Source organism: Providencia sp. PROV261 (genome assembly GCF_028477945.1).
Lineage (GTDB): Bacteria > Pseudomonadota > Gammaproteobacteria > Enterobacterales > Enterobacteriaceae > Providencia > Providencia stuartii.
This window is the reverse complement of sequence record NZ_JAMPMC010000003.1, coordinates 289,155-310,468: the sequence shown is the minus strand read 5'-3', so window position 1 is coordinate 310,468 and position 21,314 is coordinate 289,155. Positions and strand designations below refer to the sequence as shown.

Annotated in this window: 13 protein-coding genes and 7 tRNA genes; 4 read left to right on the top strand and 16 right to left on the bottom strand. The window is 41.5% G+C overall.

The genetic code is table 11. From position 1 onward, the window contains the following. Positions 1–12: 12 nt before the first annotated feature. Positions 13–1,443, bottom strand: coding sequence for a tRNA (N6-isopentenyl adenosine(37)-C2)-methylthiotransferase MiaB (miaB, locus tag PR675_RS01905; protein WP_004917657.1), 1,431 nt, complete (start codon positions 1,441–1,443; stop codon positions 13–15). A gap of 395 nt (positions 1,444–1,838) precedes the next feature. Between miaB and ubiF the strand changes: the two genes are divergently transcribed. Continuing rightward, positions 1,839–3,026, top strand: coding sequence for a 3-demethoxyubiquinol 3-hydroxylase (gene ubiF / locus PR675_RS01900; protein WP_053110333.1), 1,188 nt, complete (start codon positions 1,839–1,841; stop codon positions 3,024–3,026). Between the two features lie 110 nt (positions 3,027–3,136). Next, positions 3,137–3,238, top strand: coding sequence for a DUF3289 family protein (locus PR675_RS20960; protein WP_219725107.1), 102 nt, complete (start codon positions 3,137–3,139; stop codon positions 3,236–3,238). A gap of 12 nt (positions 3,239–3,250) precedes the next feature. Here PR675_RS20960 and PR675_RS01895 read toward each other — a convergent pair whose 3' ends face one another. From PR675_RS01895 to PR675_RS01875, 5 genes are all read right to left on the bottom strand, one after another. Further along, positions 3,251–4,600 (bottom strand): dicarboxylate/amino acid:cation symporter, encoded by a 1,350-nt coding sequence (locus PR675_RS01895; RefSeq protein WP_004917663.1) that lies wholly within the window; start codon positions 4,598–4,600, stop codon positions 3,251–3,253. 548 nt (positions 4,601–5,148) lie between these two features. Then, a complete protein-coding gene (locus tag PR675_RS01890) occupies positions 5,149–7,659 on the bottom strand; it encodes a PEP/pyruvate-binding domain-containing protein (RefSeq protein ID WP_272582656.1) in 2,511 nt (836 codons plus the stop codon). Beyond that, positions 7,643–8,521 carry a phosphatase PAP2 family protein gene (locus PR675_RS01885; RefSeq protein ID WP_060560655.1) on the bottom strand — a complete coding sequence of 293 codons (879 nt, stop codon included), beginning with the start codon at positions 8,519–8,521 and terminating at the stop codon, positions 7,643–7,645. Before PR675_RS01885 ends, PR675_RS01890 begins: the two co-directional genes overlap by 17 nt. Next, positions 8,515–9,591, bottom strand: coding sequence for a lysophospholipid acyltransferase family protein (locus PR675_RS01880; protein WP_060560656.1), 1,077 nt, complete (start codon positions 9,589–9,591; stop codon positions 8,515–8,517). Before PR675_RS01880 ends, PR675_RS01885 begins: the two co-directional genes overlap by 7 nt. Before the next feature lie 195 nt (positions 9,592–9,786). Further along, positions 9,787–11,019, bottom strand: a complete 1,233-nt coding sequence (locus PR675_RS01875; RefSeq protein ID WP_060560657.1) for a lipase/acyltransferase domain-containing protein — start codon at positions 11,017–11,019, stop codon at positions 9,787–9,789. A 768-nt stretch (positions 11,020–11,787) separates the two neighbouring features. On the opposite strand from PR675_RS01875, the gene PR675_RS01870 reads away from it, so the two are divergent. Beyond that, the gene (locus tag PR675_RS01870) at positions 11,788–12,903 is read left to right on the top strand and encodes a DUF3829 domain-containing protein (protein ID WP_004917671.1); all 1,116 of its coding nucleotides are present in this window, start codon (positions 11,788–11,790) and stop codon (positions 12,901–12,903) included. 1,174 nt (positions 12,904–14,077) lie between these two features. Here the strand turns inward: PR675_RS01870 and PR675_RS01865 are convergent. From PR675_RS01865 to nagB, 10 genes are all read right to left on the bottom strand, one after another. Then, positions 14,078–14,152 (bottom strand) — tRNA-Gln (locus PR675_RS01865). A 31-nt stretch (positions 14,153–14,183) separates the two neighbouring features. After that, positions 14,184–14,268 (bottom strand) — tRNA-Leu (locus PR675_RS01860). Between the two features lie 6 nt (positions 14,269–14,274). Continuing rightward, positions 14,275–14,351, bottom strand: a tRNA-Met gene (locus PR675_RS01855). A 71-nt stretch (positions 14,352–14,422) separates the two neighbouring features. Further along, positions 14,423–14,497, bottom strand: a tRNA-Gln gene (locus PR675_RS01850). A 34-nt stretch (positions 14,498–14,531) separates the two neighbouring features. Continuing rightward, positions 14,532–14,606: transfer RNA gene (locus PR675_RS01845), tRNA-Gln, on the bottom strand. Positions 14,607–14,634: 28 nt separating this feature from the next. Continuing rightward, positions 14,635–14,719 (bottom strand) — tRNA-Leu (locus PR675_RS01840). A 5-nt stretch (positions 14,720–14,724) separates the two neighbouring features. Beyond that, positions 14,725–14,801 (bottom strand) — tRNA-Met (locus tag PR675_RS01835). A 361-nt stretch (positions 14,802–15,162) separates the two neighbouring features. Continuing rightward, positions 15,163–16,386 carry a DNA-binding transcriptional regulator NagC gene (gene nagC, locus PR675_RS01830; protein ID WP_004917681.1) on the bottom strand — a complete coding sequence of 408 codons (1,224 nt, stop codon included), beginning with the start codon at positions 16,384–16,386 and terminating at the stop codon, positions 15,163–15,165. Positions 16,387–16,397: 11 nt separating this feature from the next. Continuing rightward, entirely contained in the window at positions 16,398–17,561 is a 1,164-nt protein-coding gene (gene nagA / locus PR675_RS01825; protein ID WP_060560658.1) for an N-acetylglucosamine-6-phosphate deacetylase, read from the bottom strand. Between the two features lie 77 nt (positions 17,562–17,638). Continuing rightward, positions 17,639–18,445: a glucosamine-6-phosphate deaminase gene (gene nagB / locus PR675_RS01820; RefSeq protein WP_004917685.1), complete on the bottom strand. Its 807-nt coding sequence runs from the start codon at positions 18,443–18,445 to the stop codon at positions 17,639–17,641. 458 nt (positions 18,446–18,903) lie between these two features. On the opposite strand from nagB, the gene nagE reads away from it, so the two are divergent. Continuing rightward, the gene (gene nagE, locus PR675_RS01815; RefSeq protein WP_014657737.1) at positions 18,904–20,931 is read left to right on the top strand and encodes an N-acetylglucosamine-specific PTS transporter subunit IIBC; all 2,028 of its coding nucleotides are present in this window, start codon (positions 18,904–18,906) and stop codon (positions 20,929–20,931) included. Positions 20,932–21,314 lie beyond the last annotated feature (383 nt).

Below are 21,314 nucleotides of genomic sequence, written 5' to 3'. Positions count from 1 at the left end.
AGTATCCTATCGTTAGGGTTGGTAACTACCAACACCAAGCTCATCTTCTTTACGAGTACGTGCGATGACAGAAGCGGGTGATTCGTGAACGCGCAAGCCCATTTGGTCTTCTGTGCGGATCACTTTACCGCGTAGTGAATTGGCATAAACGTCAACGATCTCTACATCAACAAACTTGCCAATCATATCAGGTGAACCTTCAAAGTTCACAACACGGTTGCTCTCTGTACGACCTGAAAGCTCCATAACGTTTTTACGTGAAGGGCCTTCGACTAAAATACGTTGTACCGTACCTAACATAGCACGGCTGTAGCTCATTGCTTGTTGGTTTATGCGCTGTTGAAGGAGATAGAGACGCTGTTTCTTCTCATCTTCGCTCACGTCATCGGGTAGATCAGCGGCTGGTGTACCTGGGCGTGGTGAGTAGATAAAGCTAAAGCTCATATCGAAGTTCACATCAGCGATCAGTTTCATGGTTTTTTCAAAATCATCATTGGTTTCACCAGGGAAGCCAACAATAAAGTCAGAGCTAATGAGAATATCCGGACGTGCTTTACGTAATTTACGGATGATAGCCTTGTATTCAAGTGCGGTGTGTGCGCGTTTCATTAATGTCAAAATACGATCTGAACCGCTTTGCACTGGCAAATGTAGGAAGCTAACTAGCTCAGGCGTATCTTCATAGACTTCAATGATGTCATCAGTAAATTCAATTGGATGGCTAGTCGTGAAACGAATTCTGTCGATACCATCAATCGCGGCAACCAAACGAATTAATTCAGCAAAAGTACAGATTTCACCATCAAATGTTGCGCCACGATAAGCGTTAACGTTTTGACCCAATAGGTTTACTTCACGTACACCCTGCGCCGCTAATTGAGCAATTTCAAACAGGATATCATCACAAGGACGGCTAACTTCTTCACCGCGTGTATAAGGAACAACGCAGAATGTGCAATATTTATTGCAGCCTTCCATGATGGAGACAAAAGCGGTAGGGCCTTCCGCGCGTGGTTCTGGCAGACGGTCAAATTTCTCAATTTCAGGGAAACTGATATCGATAACAGGGCTACGGCTTCCTTTAACCTGATTAATCATTTCAGGGAGACGGTGTAGCGTTTGTGGACCGAAAACAATATCGACGCTTGGTGCGCGCTGGCGGATAAAATCACCTTCTTGAGACGCAACACAGCCGCCGACACCAATAATGATATCAGGGTTGCTATCTTTGAACGATTTCCAGCGACCAAGCTGATGGAAAACTTTTTCCTGTGCTTTTTCACGGATTGAACACGTGTTCAGCAGCAGTAAATCTGCTTCTTCTGGAATCTCAGTGATCTGATAACCATGGGTGCTTTCTAATAATGAAGCCATTTTTGATGAGTCATACTCATTCATTTGGCAGCCCCATGTTTTAATATATAACTTTTTATTCGTCGACATGTCTATATCCGGTGTTTTCGAAGTGGCTTAGTATAATGGACTCCGAAACGCGTTGTATACCCGTTATACTTTGAGCATAGAGCCTTTATGCGTAGTTGCTCGAAATATAATGGATATAAATCCAAAGTCCTGTCCCGTTTTGGGAAGGCGCACGCATTTTTGATCATAAACATCACTCTATGATATGAAAAATGCCAAAATAGCCTGAGTTAGTACCCAAAGGCTATGTAATACGCGGTCTCAAAGACAGGTTATCGCCTATTTTTTTCAAGATTAACCTGTATTGTATTCATTTGCAGCATCAGTGACCAGAGTCTCTGAAAGAGATATTCCCTGTCAGCGTAACAATTTTTCGGTACACTACGTAAATCAAATAGTTAATAGTAGCTAATGTAATGAATAAATTAACAGAATATTATGATGTTGTCGTCGTTGGTGCGGGTATGACTGGTGCCGCCGCGGCTCTTGGGTTTGCTCAAGAAGGGATGCGTGTTGCATTACTGGAAAAAGCAGAGCCAACCGCTTTTGACGCCAATAGTGCTCCTGATGTCCGTATTTCTGCCATTAGCCGTTCCTCTGTCGATTTACTTAAACAGTTAGGTGCTTGGCAACATGTTGAAGCAATGCGCAGTGCGCCTTATCGACAACTTGAAACATGGGAAGAAGAAGGGAGCAACGTTGTTTTTGACGCCCATGACTTAGGGTTGCCTGAACTTGGTTTTATGGTAGAAAACCGAATATTGCAGCTGGCTCTGTGGCAGGAGTGTGAAAAATACGCCAATCTTGAACGTATTTGCCCCGCTCAATTACTGTATCTTTATCAACCTAAAGGCCAAAAAGAGTGGGTAGTCTCTCTGGATGATGGGCGTGAGCTACAAGCGAAATTAGTCATCGGTGCGGATGGCGCAAACTCCCAAGTACGTAAATTAGCAGGAATTGGCAGCCGTGGTTGGCAGTATCGCCAGTCTTGCATGTTGATCACCGTCCAAACAGCAGGGCCGCAGCAAGATAAGACATGGCAGCAATTTTTCCCGTCAGGCCCTCGGGCATTTTTACCGCTTTATGATCATTGGGCCTCGCTGGTGTGGTATGACAGCCCAGCCAAAATCCGCCGATTACAATCAATGTCGATGGAGCAACTGACTGGGGCGATTACGGAAGCTTTTCCTGAGCGTTTAGGGAAAGTCACCGCATATGCTTCCGGCGCATTTCCGTTGACACGCCACCATGCGAATCGTTATGTGATTGAGGGGCTTGCGTTGGTTGGCGACGCCGCACATACCATAAACCCACTGGCAGGACAGGGGGTTAACCTAGGCTATCGAGATGTTGATGTTTTGCTGAAAGTGGTTACACAGGCAAAAGAGTACCTTGAACCTTGGTCTTCCGTAGAGGTATTAAAACGCTATCAACGTCGACGCTTGCCAGATAACTTAGTCATGCAAGCGGGGATGGATGCATTTTATATGGCATTTAGTGAAACGCTACCCGGCTTGAAAATGTTAAGAAACCTTGGTCTTATGGCTGCTCAACGTGCCGGTGAAGCGAAGAAAATCGCATTAAAATACGCATTAGGATTATAAATTTCATCCTAAATAACCTAAGTTGCGGATAGAAATTGCATTAATGCCCAAGTTGCGATTAGAAAGTTTGACGAGAACCTCAATAATCGCAAGAACTTGGGCAATGATTAATGTTGAAAAAATACACACCGACTCAAAGTCGTATGGATGATTACAGCGCAGATGATATGCGCTGTAATGACTTGAGCGGTAACCAACTTATTTGCAGTTAACAAATACGCTGTTTATTTTTTGCTAATATCCACCGGTTTTGGTTGGTCAGCTACAACATCAAAATTTTCTTCAGTAATAATTGAATCAATGCTTTCGCCTTTTGCGGCAAACGCATTGGCTAATTTTTCAGTATCTAACTCTTTTTCCCAACGAGCAACGACGATACAAGCACAAGCATTACCCACTAAGTTAGTTAGTGCACGACACTCAGACATGAAACGGTCGATACCTAGAATCAAAGCCATGCCTGCAACAGGAATGCTTGGCACCACCATTAGAGTCGCTGCCAAGGTAATAAAGCCAGCGCCTGTCACACCTGCTGCGCCTTTAGAACTGATCATTGCAACCAGTAACAGTGAGATTTGTTCCCAAATAGTCAGATCAATATTTGTCGCTTGAGCAATAAACAGTGCGGCCATGGTCATGTAGATGTTGGTTCCATCAAGGTTAAATGAGTAACCTGTTGGGATAACCAAGCCAACTACGGATTTTTCACATCCAGCATGTTCCATTTTTCTCATTAAGCTAGGCAATGCGGCTTCAGACGATGAGGTACCTAATACTAGCCATAGTTCATCTTTAATGTATTTGATCAGTTGAATGATCGAAAAGCCATTATATTTAGCGACAGCACCAAGCACTATCAAAACGAACAGTAATGATGTGATATAGAAGGTCATAATCAGCATCATTAAGTTGCCGATTGAAGAAATACCGTACTTACCTATAGTAAATGCCATGGCTCCGAATGCACCAATAGGAGCAAGTTTCATCAGCATGGCAACCATCTTAAAGACAGGCTCTGAGAAGTTTTGCAGTAATTTAACGATAGGCTCGCCATGCTTACCCGTTGCAGCAAGAGCCAAACCAAAAATGACGGCAATAAACAGTACTTGCAGAATATTACCGTTAACGAGCGGGCTAATAACGGTATCAGGAATGATATTCATTAAAAAGCCAACAATAGAGGATTCATGGGCTTTTTCTACATATCCTGCCACTTTACTGCTATCGAGTGTTGCTGGGTCAATGTTAAGCCCCGCACCGGGACGAATGATATTCGCGACAATTAGGCCGATAATCAGTGCGATAGTCGAGAAAGTGATGAAATAAAGCATCGCTTTCCCTGCAACGCTACCAACCGCCTTCATATTGCTCATACCGGCTATACCAGTAACAACGGTTAAGAAAATAACAGGTGCGATGATCATCTTAACAATTTTAATGAAAGCATCACCGAGTGGTTTTAAGGATTCTCCAATATCAGGGAAAAAGTGACCAAGTGCGATACCAAATAAAATGGCAACAATAACTTGGACATAAAGGATCTTATAGAGTGGTTGTTTTATAATGTTTTGCATAAATCTTCTCTGTAAAATATTGCATCACTGCAAATTATAATTATTAGGATTTGAGAACGTTTTTATTTTGGGAATGATAGGTTGGATGAAATTTGAGTCATGGCAGAAGGCAGAGTGCTCCTGACGCCATTAACCGAGTCTAACCAAAATTCACGCGGAGATTATCACTATTATTAGTTACGATAAAATGATTAAAGTCACATATTCGATAATGAAGTTATCTAAAGGTAAATAAAATTAACTAAGTGTTACTTTTCGAAGCTAAATGATAAGTGTAGATAACTATTCGAAAGTCAAAAATAGAGAAGTAAGATGAGATGATACAAAGAGGTCAAACAGGGAGTAGCAAGCGTCCAGAGCAGGCGTAGCCTAATCTTGAGATACTTTTCTGTACTGATAAGCGGAAAAGAGAAAAGATATCCATTTAGGCCATTCGGCTCGTTATTCTTTGTAGTTATTAGTTATAACAAAAAGTTCAATTCACTGAATAAAGCCATCGTCTATAAGGTCATCATAAACATAGCTTATCCAGTGAATTGAATACGTGATTATAGCAGCTCAACAATACCTTTTTGACCGTCGACTTTAACACGCTGACCATTTTTAAGCGTATTCATCACACGACGGATACCCATAACCGCCGGTAATCCTAATTCGCGAGCGGTTACTGCGCCGTGAGAAAGCGGGCCACCACTTTCGGTGATAACGCCACTTGCTCGATAAAAAAGTGCTGTCCATGCAGGATTGGTGGTACGAGCAACCAAAATCGCGCCTTGAGGGAATTGGGCAAAATCTTCAGGCCCATGAACTAAAAAGACTTCACCTTCAACGGTGCCAGCGCTGCCAGCTAACCCTTTTAGGGATGACCCATCGTCTTCGGTTTCTTCTGATATTTCGCCATAAACCCATTGCGGTGTTGTACTTCTAGCCTGTTCATAGCCTGCTTTGTTGCTGCTTATATGTTGGCGTAATTCGCTAAATGCTTGAGTAGTTTCAGCGTTAATAGCGTCTGCTAACTGCTGTTCTTTCGCAAAATAGATATCCGAGGCTTGATCAATGACACCGCGGATCACCAAGCGCTCACCTAGGGCATGTAAGCCCCGGCGCATAGGTAAAGCCAGGCGAGTGGTTTGGTAATGCTCTAAATCATCTAATGCAGTGTATACCCGCGCCAACCTAATTAACTCTTGCATAAAATAACGCAACTCTTCTGGCGTTTGCGAGATGATCTCAAATTCGGTTTTTGACTGAGCAATTTTTTTACTTAACGCATCGCTGGTTTGTCCATCATTTTCTAAATCCGCCATTGCGCTTATTTGTGTAAGAACAATATGAGGGGCATCTAGCCATGTAGGGTGGTAGGCATCAAAGTCCATTTCACGATGACCATGGTTAGTTAAAAATGCGGTAAATTCAGTGAAAAAGTCGGGATGCGCTTGCTTCAATGTACCCATAATTGAATCTGCATCGATAGCTTTTAATAGCGCAAATAATTTCGCATCATGGCGAACAAGGCGTGATAAGCTCCATAATTCGTTATTCACTTGCCCTGTTTTGGTCTCTGACATTGCAATTAGACTATCAAGTGTCTTATGAGCTAACTGTTCATCCCCTTGATAAAGCATTTTCAGTAAGGCGATTAAGGCTGCGTATAATGAGCGTTGAGTAAGTGAAATCGCAATGTTCGGTAAAAAGTAATCAGAGCCTAATTTATTGATCCTTTGTATGTAATCCCACAGTTCACTCAATTTTTTCTCTTGGAGAGGCTCTTGGTTAAGGGCGCCAATTCCAATCAAATATCGGTCGAGGTCTCGCATCCAAGTAATAGGTAGCTCTTGTACCCATGCAAATTTACGGGCAATTTCAGGCAATGAAGATAAGAGAGTGGGTAAATCATTCATCATTGATGTAGGAAGACGGTTATGGTAAAGCGCAACGGCGTTTTGGTTACCATAAATATAATAATCTTTCATCGTGAACCATTTACCATTAAAGGAAGGTAGCCCCATTAAATTTAAACTGTAGTTCAAAGAGGCATGGAAACCCGCCTCACACATATCCCATGTCAAAGGTGTGATTGGATTAGGGAAACGTTCTGCCGACTCGTCGCGTGTCCAAATTGGGGCAATTTGAGTCACATTACGTGATTGTAATAACCATAATTGTTGGTCATGAAATGCCCACTCAATATCTTGAGGGAACTGAAAATATTGCTCTGCACGAATGGCGAGCTCGGCGACTGCTTGGCACTGTTCAGAAGTTAGTGTTGTTTGATTTTTGGCAGGGCTCACTAAAGGGAGTATGTCCGTTCCCTTATCAGTCATAACAATTGCACGCTGCTTCTCGGCGATTTCTTGGTGAACGATTTGCAAGGAATCGCGATCAACTTGGTATTCATCAATAGGCTCTTCACCACCAACAACGGTTTCTCCTAATCCAAAGGCAGCGTTAATCAGTACAGATGATAAATTACCCCGTACAGGATCAATTGAGAAGGCAACCCCGGCGGCTTCATTTTCACGTACGTCTACCATACGCTGTAATACAACCGCCATCGCGGCATGTTGATGGGGTAACTGTAAATGTTGTCGATAAAGCATGACATGGGTATGCCAAAGGGAAGCATAGCATTGGCGGATCGCATCATGAAGCGACGGGAGATCGCGTACGCCTAAAATAGTATCGTGTTGGCCTGCAAATGCGGCTCCTGGCATATCCTCTAGTGTCCCTGAAGAGCGCACAGCCAGAGGAACATGAGTTAATTGACTATCATGTAAGCGGGTTGATAACAGGGTGGTCAGGCTATCAGGCAATGGCGCCGAGAGTATGAGTTGTCGGATAGATTCGCTGGCATTTTGTTCATTGTCAGGGTGTTGAGCAAGGAGTGAACTAATTTGTCCAAATAAAGGGGAAATGAATTGCTTGTAGGCTTCGCAAGAGAGGATTAAGCCGTCAGGAACAGGGAGGGCTTGGATTGTTTTTGCCAAACTAGCCCCTTTACCACCACTGATAGCAATATCTGCCGCTTGAGTATCATTTAGACTATAGATGAGTTCCATTTTCCACCTTCTTTTTCTTAAATAGGAAATGCAGTACAAGTAATGCCAACAAAGCACCAACAATGACGTCGATACCGTAGTGGTAGTGAAGATAAACCGTTGCAACAATGAGACCTGCTGCTAAAGGGGTTAGGCACCATGCGATTTTTCGGTAGCCTGTTTTGAATAAAAAACCAACGATATACAGGGTGATCCCTGTGTGTAAGCTTGGGAAAACATCCATTCCAGTGATCCCTTTTTCCACCATATCTGTCAGAAAAAGGGTCATTGCACCATTGTGGACAGGGTAAGTAAATAATGTTGGGAAAGCACCGTATGGCCCGACAGCAGGCAAAATGAAATAGCCAATAAATCCAAAAAAATACATCAACATTAAGCCCAAAAAGTAATGCTCAGAGGTGTTTTTTTTGCGTTGTAAAAAGAAAAATAGAGCACTACCAATAACTAAAAAGTAAAAGCTGAAATAACAAAAAGCAATTAACTCACTGAACCATGGGGCTTGAAGAGCGATCATATGCTCTGGAAGGCTTTTATTAAGCCAAAGATAACTGTCTATGGTGTATAAGAGATGATCCGCGCTCCATGAATAAAAATGAATTCGAATGGCTTTAAACAGTGGGAAGATGGACCAGCAAGCGATAAGTTGTAATAAACCTACCCAATAGAAACGCGGGGATTGCCATTTGGGAAGTTTGCTACAGGCGACTAATAGGATCCAAAAGATGCCGCCAGTGAGTACCGATGGCCAAAGAGTCTCTGTCAGATCTGAGCCAAAAACCCCAATGCACCCTAAAAGCCAGATAATAAATAATTGAATGGCAAATAGCCGATTAAATAAATGTAGATAGTGTGTTTTTAGCATGGAGCAGAGCCTTTGTATTGAATAATTTTATAACCAATAAAGGCACTGATAAAACTCGGAATAAGTACCGTAGGCCAGATGAAGGTAAAACAAGCAAGTAAGGGTAACCAAACTAAACTGGCTAATCCTCCTCCTAATATTTTAAAAAAAGTGATGGTGTTACGTGCATCGGCATAAGTCGCTGCAAACCGAGAGGCCAGTAAAATAGGAATAAAGATAAACATTAAAAAGAAGCCAAGCCAACGCCAAGTTGTACTGTGAGTTGAGGGGCGAGTGTCGGGAAGTAATTGGGGTGTTGGGTTGTGTTGGTAACGTAAAAATGCCTCTGCATAGGAATCGCCTTGCATGAAAGCGTGGCTAGCATACTGTTCAGCGTGTTTAAAGGTTTCTTCATCAGGGCAATTAACGGAAACATCATCCAGAGATTGTGAGATTTGAGTATGGATGCGTTTTTCCCATTCGCGATCGGACTCTTCATTTTCTTGGGCAGTAATCTGGATTGGTTTGCCAACATAGATTTCGGCATGACTCGCAAAGCGGTCGGGCATGGCATAAAACAGCCCTAATGGCACGATATTAAATTCAATCTGTTGAGAGAGTAAAGTGCGAATGATCCGTGCTGCACCACGTTGATAAGGCAATGGTCGGTGGCCCCATTCACTACTTCCCTCTGGGAAGAGAAACAGTGAGCCTCCTGCTTTGAGATGCTCAACACCCGCATCAACTGGGTTTTCGAAGCTGCTTGCACTGATCCCTAAACGTTCTTTATCTTTTTTGCGTACGACGGGAATACCCGTGAAATAAAGGCGCATGATAAAGCTATTGAGCAGTTGGATGGATGCGAGTGCTTGCCCCAGTGGAGAGACTTTTAAGGTTAAATAGCCATCAAAGGCACTGTTGCGATGACTACACAAAAAGAGAGTTGGTTTATTAGTTTGCTGTAGTGGCACATGACCGACAAGGGAACAATTTGGGTAGTATATGCGACGAATAGTTGATGAAACTATGCGGTAATAAAGGGGCAATGGCTTCCCTGCAAGAACTAAAGGTACTTCTTTATTTTGACCCATGAGACTTTTTTACCTTTGTGTATACCTGAAAAACACACATAAAATTCGAATAATCAATCTTGCCAGTGTCACATTAAATTGCGACATCATAAGTGTTTAGCTGTTTATCATTATGTATGTTTATCTACGGATAAAGTTATATATGAGCTCACTTAATACATATTTGAGATAAGTCCGAACGGAAAGCCATCTTAATCAGCACGCTTTTTGATTTAATGTCGCAATATCAAAAGCGAGCGTGCGTAAATTAGGAATATGTCCAACTAATCCTCGGTGAGTACGAGCTTGATTAATAAACACATAATTTTCACCTAATGGCGGTGTTTCTGTTTCACATAAAATGGGGTGCTCCCATCCTTTAAGTAAACCATCGATCGGAAGGTGGTCATCGCCTTTGGTGAGCGCCTGTTCAACTAAATTAGGGTAGTGCTTTTGTATCGCTTTTGCGTTCAAAAATAGTTGCCCTTGGTCATAGACGGCGCATTTGACTGTTTGATGGTTATCACTCAAAAACCAGGTTTGAGAAACTGACTGTTCGGCGGCATGGCGTATAGACACACATTGACTAAAGGCTTTTGCACTCATTAGGTTGTTTGCTAGCTCTTCACGTAGGTGTTCCGTGGAGGCAGAGATATTGGCTGTGGGCGAGCGATAAGGGCCGAGAGAGAAGCTTTTCCAGCATTCTTCATCATAAATATCAAATTCTTCGACTAGATTACCTTTTTTATCTATGACTTGAGGAGAGCTAGGAAGCAGCTGGTAGGCACTAGGGCAACTGGCAATATCATCAGCAGAAAACCCATGAAAGAGTTTCCCTGCTGGGTAATACCCTGATTGAATCAAGGCTAAAGATTGAAATGTTCCAACCCAAGGAGGACCAAAAGCATACCATTTAGCAATACTGTCGCGATTTTTTTGTGTTGCCGATTGTTGTAGATAGTAGCGGATCGCACAGTTTGATGATGAATGAGCAATCAGTAATATTTTTTGTTGCTCCCCATAACGTTGTTTTACTTGATGGATTTTGGCGTCAAGTTGAGCGGCTAAATGGCGGTGATCTGCGCGCCAATCATATGCAAGGAAAAATAGGTCAATACCATCGCGATAGCCTAATGCTTTTTCTAAGAGCTGCTTTAACGGTGCGGTGATTAAATTCTCGATTAAACCAGGAATAACTGAGAAGCTGTGTAGTTGTTGGACACCAATATGAGCAGCGGAGTCCGTATATTGATAATGATTCTGTCGAATTAAGCTACGATAGTCTCCCCAAATTAAGATTTTTTTCTGCCTATCGTATAACTGACTTCCTAAAATACCTGGTAGGTAAATAATGGGCAAATTCAGTGTATGGTCAATTAATCCAGCATGACGCAGTTGTTTTGCAATGGCTGCTATCTTAATCGCGTAATAAGCCCGATTTAACGGCATAATTCACATCTCTTATTGAAAACATGAAAATGAGAAAAGTGCTAATTAGAATGAGAGTAAAATAAAAGTTAATTGCACTTTTCCAGATTGTAATATTCGTTTTTCTCTTCTACTTGTTCGTTTACCTATGCGCGAAACTGGATTGGTATCACTAAGAAGTTGTAGAGCTGCTCGGGCATACCGTTCGAGCAATTTGAAATATCTTTTATAATATACTTTTTTCAGGTGTGATAGATATTTTGTGTCATTTCAGTAAACACATTAAAAAGGAATGATGCATGGCACAATCTTTCATTTTCGGTAAAATCCTAAAAGTATTTTAAGAGGATAGTATTTTGACTTCATTGATTAAATAACGCAATGACGCCACATTATCTGCGGAACCCGTCGAACAACAAGCCTAGTGAAGCTCATATGGGGAATGTTGGAGTAAAGACCTCATGTGACATAAGGCTGCTTTCGAGTCTCAACAAGTGAGAAAGCACCAAACTAAGATATTGAATAAAATTGACTACGAGCACACTTCTTTTATTTTCGGCACAAGCCATTCAAATAGTTACTGAAAAATTGAGAATACTGATCGGCTCTTTTTTATCTTTAATGTATTACTGTGAAATATTGTCAAATGTAATACCGTAAATGTTAATCTTCTTTGTTATTAAAAAATAGGAGTGTGAAGGATAGTGTTAAGCTCATTGTTTTTTTACTCGTAAAAAAGAGCTATGATAATTACTTGGAAGTAAAAAATTAATAATATGCAGAGGGATTATGAAAAAGAAAATATTAGTTTCGATATTAAGCCTTTTATTAATATCAGTTACGGGGTGTAATGATTCTAATGAAAGCTCAAATACCACTCCATCTCAGAAAAATAAAGCAGAACAATCTGAGTCAAAACAGAAAAACACTAACTTCAATGAAGCTAAATTGGCCCAAAAGATTGAAAAAGGTAATTTATGGACATATGCCATTGAGGAGGAATTTGGCAATATAATAAGGAAAAAAACATCAGTGATATCAGGTGGTTTAAATCCTAATATTTTAAATAATACAAAAAGTGTATTAGATTCATTCAGTTCTGATAAAAATATGACACTTAACCTTCCGGCTTTTAAAGCAATTGATAACAAAACGGATCTAAAAAATAGGGCAGAAATAAGTGGAAGCTTACTGTCATTGGACATTACTTTTTCAATGCATTTCAATAATTCAGAACTAAATAATATCAAAGAAGCATTTGATTATATGGCGACGCTTTCCCCAGAGATCCCTGAATTAGACGCTGCAGGTATTGCTTATGGTAAAAGTTATGTTGATTTATATGAAAAAATGATAAAATTAGGTGATTATGCCATTATCAAAAAAACATATCGTTTAGATGATTATGCGCAAATGCAAGTGTTATACGACGATGCTAAAAAAGCCTACATCAAACTTATTGATGAAAAAGAAAAATTAGAAAATGCATATGAAAATTATTATCAAGATATGCATGTTGAAGAGCTTAAATTAGTGAAGGAAAAAGGCTTAATTATTCGTTTTCAAATTATGAACTCATTGGATCTACTGTCTAATACTATTGAGTCAATGGAGCCAGAGAAAATTGATTTGAAAGTACTTTCTGATGAAATTGCTAAAATTGAAGCTGAGTCAGTCGAGTTAGAAAAATTATTCGGCAATGAAGTGTTACTCAATAAAGAAAACATAAAAAGCTCAGATTATGCAGTTAAAGAATATTTAAGAAAATATCAACAAATTGTTATCGAATTAAAAGTGTTAGAGAAAAAAGCTAAGGAAGGCAAGAATGTGTCGAATGATATTGATACGATTTTTATAAACTATGAATCCTTGATAAAGGATTATAATTCATTAATAACAAAATAATAAATTTTTAATAGAAATGTTAATTGGGCTAACTCAGTTTTGAGCTAGCCCAACGAACTAAGTATTAATATCATCAGTGTTAATTCTTAACGGAAAATTATTAAGATAAATCAAAGGTCGTGAGATATCACGGGAGAAACAATTTTGTAATGAGTCAATGATTTCTCATTAAAACGTGTCAATAATGCTACCTTGTTATTACCTGATAGGTATGCGGATAAAATATAGATATTTTTGTTTTCTGCGAAAAATGCTGACATACCAAAGGGAATGGCTACAGGGTTTTGCTGTTAGATGATTTCTCTCTGGTGTTTGATATACAGCAAAAGGCGTTAGAGTAAGTCAAAACTATTGTACCTAATAGTCTGGTGAATCAATGGCTCCCTAGTTAGCTTAGCTAGCCAATAAGCGCTGAGGGCTATCAAACAAAATTAAACATCTTTTTGCTCTAAGAATAAGCGACTCAGCCGCGACTATCCGCGTGCGCCAAAGCAGTGGCAACAGAAGCCACAAGAAACGCTTTATACGCCCCATCCTATATAAAGTGAAAGAAGACGGCGGCGATGTGAAGAAGGCTGCTTAAACTGCTCTCGTTTCAAATTTAAAAGATAAGCAGCTCTACCTCTATGAAAGTGGAGTGGTAATTTATGGCTTTCTGTGGTGATTAAACGGCAAATTCTCGGGGTAAGCGATCTCCTTATTGCTCGTGTCGATGGGCTAATGGGCTTTCTTGAAGCATCAAATAGCCTCTATCCTCAAGCAAAGCACTATGCCGCTTAAAACACTACGATGTGTTTATGGTAGGTTTGAAACCTGTTTATTGAGCTAGATGAACAGGAGAATAAATCAGGCAATAAGATTTGGTTATAGGGATGACACTGTAATGGATACACTGTCTGATTATTTTTGTTTCTCTGAAAATATCTCAAGGTCATCTATACGATAGGTGCTGTTCATCGTTTTGCCAGCTGACGAACACTAAGTGGGTATACGGAACGAAAATAGTATCTGAAATGGCTGTACATTGGTCTACTTAGGCTCAGAAAAATAGATGATGCAAACCTGTAACTGAGCTTGAGTGATAAATGAAGTTGTCTCTTTTGAGAAAGTATAAGGGATAGCCCAAAGGTATATTAGGTGAAAATTTTACTTTGAAGTGGAGTAGGGGGAGAGATGGCTGGGGTACCAGGATTCGAACCTGGGAATGCCAGGATCAAAACCTGGTGCCTTACCGCTTGGCGATACCCCAATATATCAGATTTTTTATCCCTAGTTAGGGATGGTGCGGGAGGCGAGACTTGAACTCGCACACCTTGCGGCGCCAGAACCTAAATCTGGTGCGTCTACCAATTTCGCCACTCCCGCAAAACATGGTGGCTATGACGGGATTCGAACCTGTGACCCCAACATTATGAGTGTTGTGCTCTAACCAGCTGAGCTACATAGCCATGTCATACAGTAAAACTGCTTTTTTAACTTCACTGCATGGGATTCAAGACAACCTACGAAGAGGAGAAGATGGCTGGGGTACCAGGATTCGAACCTGGGAATGCCAGGATCAAAACCTGGTGCCTTACCGCTTGGCGATACCCCATCCGAGGATGTCTTCTAAATTCGTTAATTTAAGATGGCTGGGGTACCAGGATTCGAACCTGGGAATGCCAGGATCAAAACCTGGTGCCTTACCGCTTGGCGATACCCCAATCTTAAATTCAATAACCGAGAAGGAAATGGTGCGGGAGGCGAGACTTGAACTCGCACACCTCGCGGCGCCAGAACCTAAATCTGGTGCGTCTACCAATTTCGCCACTCCCGCAAACATGGTGGCTATGACGGGATTCGAACCTGTGACCCCAACATTATGAGTGTTGTGCTCTAACCAGCTGAGCTACATAGCCATCTTTTTTGCATTACCTTCATCGGCGTTGCGGGGCGCATTATGCTAATTACAGCTAAGACAGTCAACTGCTTTTTTCACTATTTTTGTGAAAATGCGTCCGTTTGTTTGATGAATAATCATTTTGTCGATAAAGACAGCAAAAAACAAGTCATTCATCGAAAAAACTGTGACATGTCACATGAGAGTAATTGTATCCATCTTAATATGTTGGGATGCCAAACTAACAGTGAAATGGTGATCCAAAAGATCTATCAACGCACGGTTTGCCTGTTTTTGGCGTTAAGGAAAAAGAATCTAATCCAGAGCAAAAACCAGAAATGGAGCAACAGTTTCTGGTTTTTGCTGGTGGGATTGTGAGATCAGTTATCAAGGAGTTTTTGGAGCAACTCCCCATTGAGCATAGCGCGTTTTGTTAAGGCGAAGGCACCGATTGCTGAGGTATGCACTAATTGTGAGGTAACTACCGGTAAGTTTTCACGGAACTCTTTGAGTGTTTGGGTATCGATACAACTTTGGATAGCTGGCAGTAAGACTTGCTCGGCTTCCGTAATATCACCTGCAATAACCACCTTTTCAGGGTTAAACAGGTTGATTGCGATAGCAATGGCTTTACCGATTTGGCGGCCGACATGCTGTATCACCTCTGTCGCCAGAGGGTCATTTTTATTTGCAGCTTGGCAGATATGCTGTATAGAGCAACGTTCTAGTGTGAGTGAGCTAGTAAAACCTTGTTCTAGGCGCTGTTGAACACGGTTTTCAATAGCTTGATTTGAGGCGATAGTTTCGAGGCAACCAAAATTACCGCAATGGCACAAATCACCTAGAGGGTCCACTTGGATATGACCGATTTCACCGAGGTTACCACGGTGATTTAGTAAGATTTCATTATCAATGACCAGTCCGGCACCTGCACCGCGGTGGATCCGAACAAGTAGCGAGTCTTTGCAATCTTTTGTGGCTCCAAAGTAGCTTTCTGCTAAGGCAAGGCTACGGATGTCGTGCCCAACATAGCAGGTAATTTTGAAATGAGCCTGCAAATTATCGATAAGGTGCCAGTTATCCACTTTAATGTGTGGCATATAGTGAACAATGCCGCTGTGTGGGCTAACGAGGCCGGGTAAAATGACTGAGATGGCTATAAGCTCTTTAAGACGGCGTTGATTGAGCGCAATAAAGTCTTCTATCGCTTCAATCAGTTTTTGCTCTACCGCTTGCTGAGAAGGCGCTGAGATTGGATAGTGGGCATCGACAAGTAGCTTGCCGCTTAAATCATAAAGGGCGATAGTGGCATCATAACGACCTAAGCGCACACCTATCGTATGAAAGTTTTTATGCTCTGATACGATAGATATGGCACGTCGCCCCCCTGTAGAGGCTTGCTGGTCGACTTCTTTAATGAGGCCGCGCTCAAGTAGCTGACGAGTAATTTTAGTGACACTTGCGGGGGCAAGTTGGCTCTGCTCTGCAATTTGGATGCGAGATATAGGACCATGTTGGTCAATGAGGCTATATACCACGGCACCGTTGAGTTGTTTTACCAGATCAATATTACCAATTTGCTTTAGCGAGTGACTATGGTTCATCAGCTATATACTCATTTTTTGTAGACTTCCTCTCCGTTGACATAGGTTGAAAGGATTTGGAAGTCGTGGTTAAACGCAGTTAAGTTCGCAACTTTACCCGGCGCGATAGACCCTAAGTGGGATTCGACGCCAATCGCTCTAGCGGGGTAAAGTGTTGCCATTCTTAATGTTTCATCTAATGCGATACCGACATGTTCTACCGTATTTTTAACTGCTTCAATCATGGTTAGTGACGATCCACTGAGGGTTCCGTTCTCATCAACACATAATCCATTCCGGTAGTATATGGTTTTGCCTGCAAAGATAAAATGATCCATTTCACCAGTTTGAGGATCAATACCAGCAGGCGCGGTAGCGTCCGTAACTAAAACTAATTTATCACCTTTCAACCGTTTACTGTTACGAATATTTGCCCATTGTACATGAAGACCATCTGCGATAATGCCAGCGTACACTTCTGGAGTATCATAAATTGCCCCTACTAAACCAGGTCCGCGACCTGAAATATATGGCATTGCATTAAAGAGATGGGTTGAGAAACGGATACCCGCTTTAAAGCCGAGGCGCGCTTCTTCGTAAGTTGAATTTGAATGGCCCGCAGAAACGATAATGCCAGCATTGGTCAATTGGCGAATATAAGACTCACCCACGATTTCCGGTGCTAAGGTGACCTTGGTAATCGCATCTGCATGAGCGGCTAAATAATCAATCATTTGCGCAGAAGGCTGACGAATGAATTCAGGATTATGCGTGCCTTTTTTCACGATGTTGATGTAAGGGCCTTCTAAGTGTAGGCCGAGCGCTTGATGACGATGTGTTTTTAAGTACTCCGTCATCACTTCTACACCATGCTTCATCAGTTCATCGGAACAGGTAATTAAGGTTGGTAGAAAACTTGTGCACCCAGAACGCTCATTGGCTTTTTGCATTATCTCCAGATGCTTCAATGTCACATTTTCTTTGTTATCATTGAATTGGACGCCACCACAGCCATTGACTTGTAAATCAATAAAGCCGGGAGAAAGAATAGCACCTTGTAAATCGTGCAGCTCGATATCAGAGGGAAGTTCATCTAATGGGCAGATATCTTTAATAAGAGCACCATCTATGATGACAGCATGGTTATCTAATCTTTCATGACCTGTATAAATAATACAATGGGTTAATGCGTACATGGTATTTGGCTCCTGACTTCTGGAGAGATAAAACATCGGGTCACCGACCTGCTTCCACAGGTCGGGTGATCGAATGATTATGAGTTAAATTTTTCGATAATGTCAGATTCTAGCTGCGTAAAATATTTGAGTGTTTTTACTTTTAGCTCAAGCGTTGCGGGTTCATCACAGACGATCAATGCTTTTTGGTGCATTTGCACACAACTGATAGTCCATAAATGATTGACTGAACCTTCAACCGCAGCTTGAACGGCGTTGGCTTTGTTGGCACCCGTTGCCAATACCATCAGCTCTTCCGCATCCATTAATGTTGCGACACCTACAGTAAGGGCAAACTTCGGTACTTGATTGACATCATTATCAAAGAAACGTGAGTTAGCGATGCGCGTCTCGGGGGTTAATGTTTTGATACGAGTACGAGAGCGTAATGATGAGCCGGGTTCATTAAAGGCAATATGACCATCATTACCGACACCACCCATAAATAGATTAATTTTGCCATAAGACTTAATTTTATCTTCGTAGCGTTGGCATTCAGCATCCACATCCGATGCGTTACCATTTAGCAAATTGATATTTTCTTTTTGAATATCAATATGGTTAAAGAAGTTTTCATGCATAAAAGTATGGTAACTTTGCGGATGATCTTCTGGGATACCCACATATTCGTCCATGTTGAACGTTACAACATGTTTAAAGCTCACTTTGCCTGCTTGATACAACGCGATAAGCGCTTTGTATGTCGCAAGCGGAGTTCCACCGGTCGGCAAACCTAAAACAAAAGGGCGCTCGGCTGTTGGGTTAAAAGCGTTGATTTTATCTGCAATATATTGTGCAGACCAAATCCCAACGTCGTGAGCAGTTTTTAGTGGGAGAAGCCTCATGATACTTTACCTCTAGTAACAGTCTGTTAATTCTATGAAATCTGAAAGATCGCCATACTCTTTATGGCTTAAGTTACATGACATTTGTTGCAAATCAGCGATTGTACTCAATCGCCAGCATGTAACTTTGCTATTTTGAGTTGCTATGCCCCTGACTTTTTATTAACTAACTATAGGAAATTTCAGGGAGTATCGATTCTCTATTAGCTATACAGCTAAATCCAGTAGATAAGTTATTTTTAATCATAAAATAAGTTTTCAATAATAGCCACTAATTTAGGTGGATAATGAAAATTATCATTGACATTTATCACAAATCGAACCTATTTATTTTGTATCGCGAAAAAATTCATCTAGACTATGAAATTGCTACACTCAGACACCTAAATTATTATTATGGTGTATGAACAATAAGATCCTGTGAATGGGGCAATAATAGGGCTTTAAAGGGGGAGTTCGTGAATATTCTTAGCTACTTACAGCGGATCGGCAGGGCATTGATGGTGCCTGTGGCTGTACTGCCAGCCGCCGCAATCCTTATGGGGATTGGATATTGGATTGACCCAGATGGGTGGGGCGCCAATAGTGCAATCGCAGCGTTACTTATTAAATCAGGCGCAGCTATTATTGATAATATGTCTGTGCTGTTTGCCATTGGTATTGCCTATGGTATGTCGAAAGATAAAGATGGTGCAGCGGCGCTGACAGGGTTTGTGGGGTTCTTAGTGGTGACAACGCTGTGTTCACCAGCTTCTTACTCCATGATTATGAATGTTCCGCTTGAAAACGTTCCTGCTGCCTTCAATAAGATTAATAACCAGTTTGTGGGTATTCTGGTCGGTGTGCTCTCGGCTGAGCTGTATAACCGTTATAGTGGGGTGGAATTACCTAAAGCGTTATCATTCTTTAGTGGACGTCGTCTGGTTCCAATCCTGACTTCTTTCTTAATGATTATCCTTGCTTTCATTCTAATGTACGTATGGCCAGTCGTTTATAATGCATTAGTCTCATTCGGTGAAAGTATCAAAGATTTAGGTTCAGTGGGCGCAGGTATCTATGCCTTCTTTAACCGTTTATTAATCCCAGTTGGTCTGCACCATGCCTTGAACTCTGTATTCTGGTTTGACGTTGCAGGTATTAACGATATTCCTAACTTCCTCGGTGGCGCGAAGTCAATTGAAGAAGGTTTAGCGACGCCAGGCATCACTGGACGTTATCAAGCTGGTTTCTTCCCTATTATGATGTTTGGTCTACCAGGCGCTGCTTTGGCTATCTACCATTGCGCTCGTCCTGAAAATAAAGCCAAAGTTGCAGGTATTATGCTTGCGGGTGCTTTTGCTGCCTTCTTTACAGGTATTACAGAGCCACTTGAATTCTCATTCATGTTTGTGGCGCCTGTACTGTATGTGATCCACGCCTTATTAACCGGTATTTCTATCTATATCTCTGCCACAATGGAGTGGATCTCGGGATTCGGCTTTAGTGCAGGTTTAGTGGATATGTTACTGCAATCACGTAACCCTCTTGCGCTGCAATGGTGGATGTTGATTGTTCAAGGTCTCGTTTTCTTCTGTATTTACTATGTTGTTTTCCGTTTTATGATCACCAAGTTCAAACTGTTAACGCCAGGTCGTGAAGTGAGTGCAGGTGATGAAACAATTGACGGTTATGATGAAAACTTGAGCTCAGCTGATAGCACAGATAGCGATATTCAGAAAGAAGCCCGTCAATATGTCGCAGCTGTCGGCGGAAGTGACAATATTACAGGTATCGACGCATGTATTACTCGTCTTCGTTTGAATGTGAAAGATTCCAGTATTGTTAATGATGCGATGGCTAAACGCCTTGGTGCCTCAGGGGTTATTCGTTTGAATAAACAAAGCGTGCAAGTCATTGTAGGTACACGTGCTGAACTGGTCGCATCGGCGATGAAAGAAGTGATTGCGAAAGGCCCAATTGCAGCTTCTGCTTCAGCAACAGAAACTGAAAAAGCCAAGATAGCCGAGCCTGTGAAAACAAAAGGTGAAACAATTCTTTCACTGGTAGCACCTGTCAGTGGTGAAGTGTACTCCCTTGATGATGTGCCAGATGAAGCTTTTTCTAGTCGTATCGTTGGCGATGGTATTGCCATTAAACCAACCAGTGATGAGGTGCTTGCACCAGCATCAGGAACCGTCGTGAAAATTTTCGAAACTAATCATGCGTTCTGTTTAGAAACAGAAAATGGTGTTGAGTTAATTGTTCACATGGGTATCGATACTGTTGCTCTAAAAGGTGAAGGTTGTGCGCGTTTAGTGGAAGAAGGCAGTGAAGTGAAAGCCGGTACACCAATTCTGAAGTTGGATATCGCTTTCCTAGAAGCTAACGCTAAATCGATGATCAGCCCTGTTATTATCAGTAATATCGATGATTTTGCTGGTGTTGAAATTTTAGCTAACGGAAATGTGACCGCGGGTGAAACCGTGATCTACAACGTGCTAAAATAGTGGTTTGCTAATCAGTTATTGACAGAGTCAAAGGGAGGCGTAAGCCTCCCTTTTTTATTTATATACTCAGGGCTATATAAGGGCTGCCACTATACTTCGTCGTTGCCTTACTGAAGGGGCGATACTCACCGCGCAAAGTCGCTATTATGCGTATGCGATTTCGGATTTAAAGAAAAGTTTTGATTACAGTATCGCAATAAACACAGAAGAATCGATAACAGAAGCATTGAGCTATTTTTCAATGCTCCATGCAAAACATCATCGCAAAGTGGCCTTATGGTCATTAATTCAAGATAAAATCACTAAGTTATGGATAATTAACAACTAATTTATCTATAACAATAAAGTATAGCCGAAACCATACTGCAAATTCGCGGCTTGAT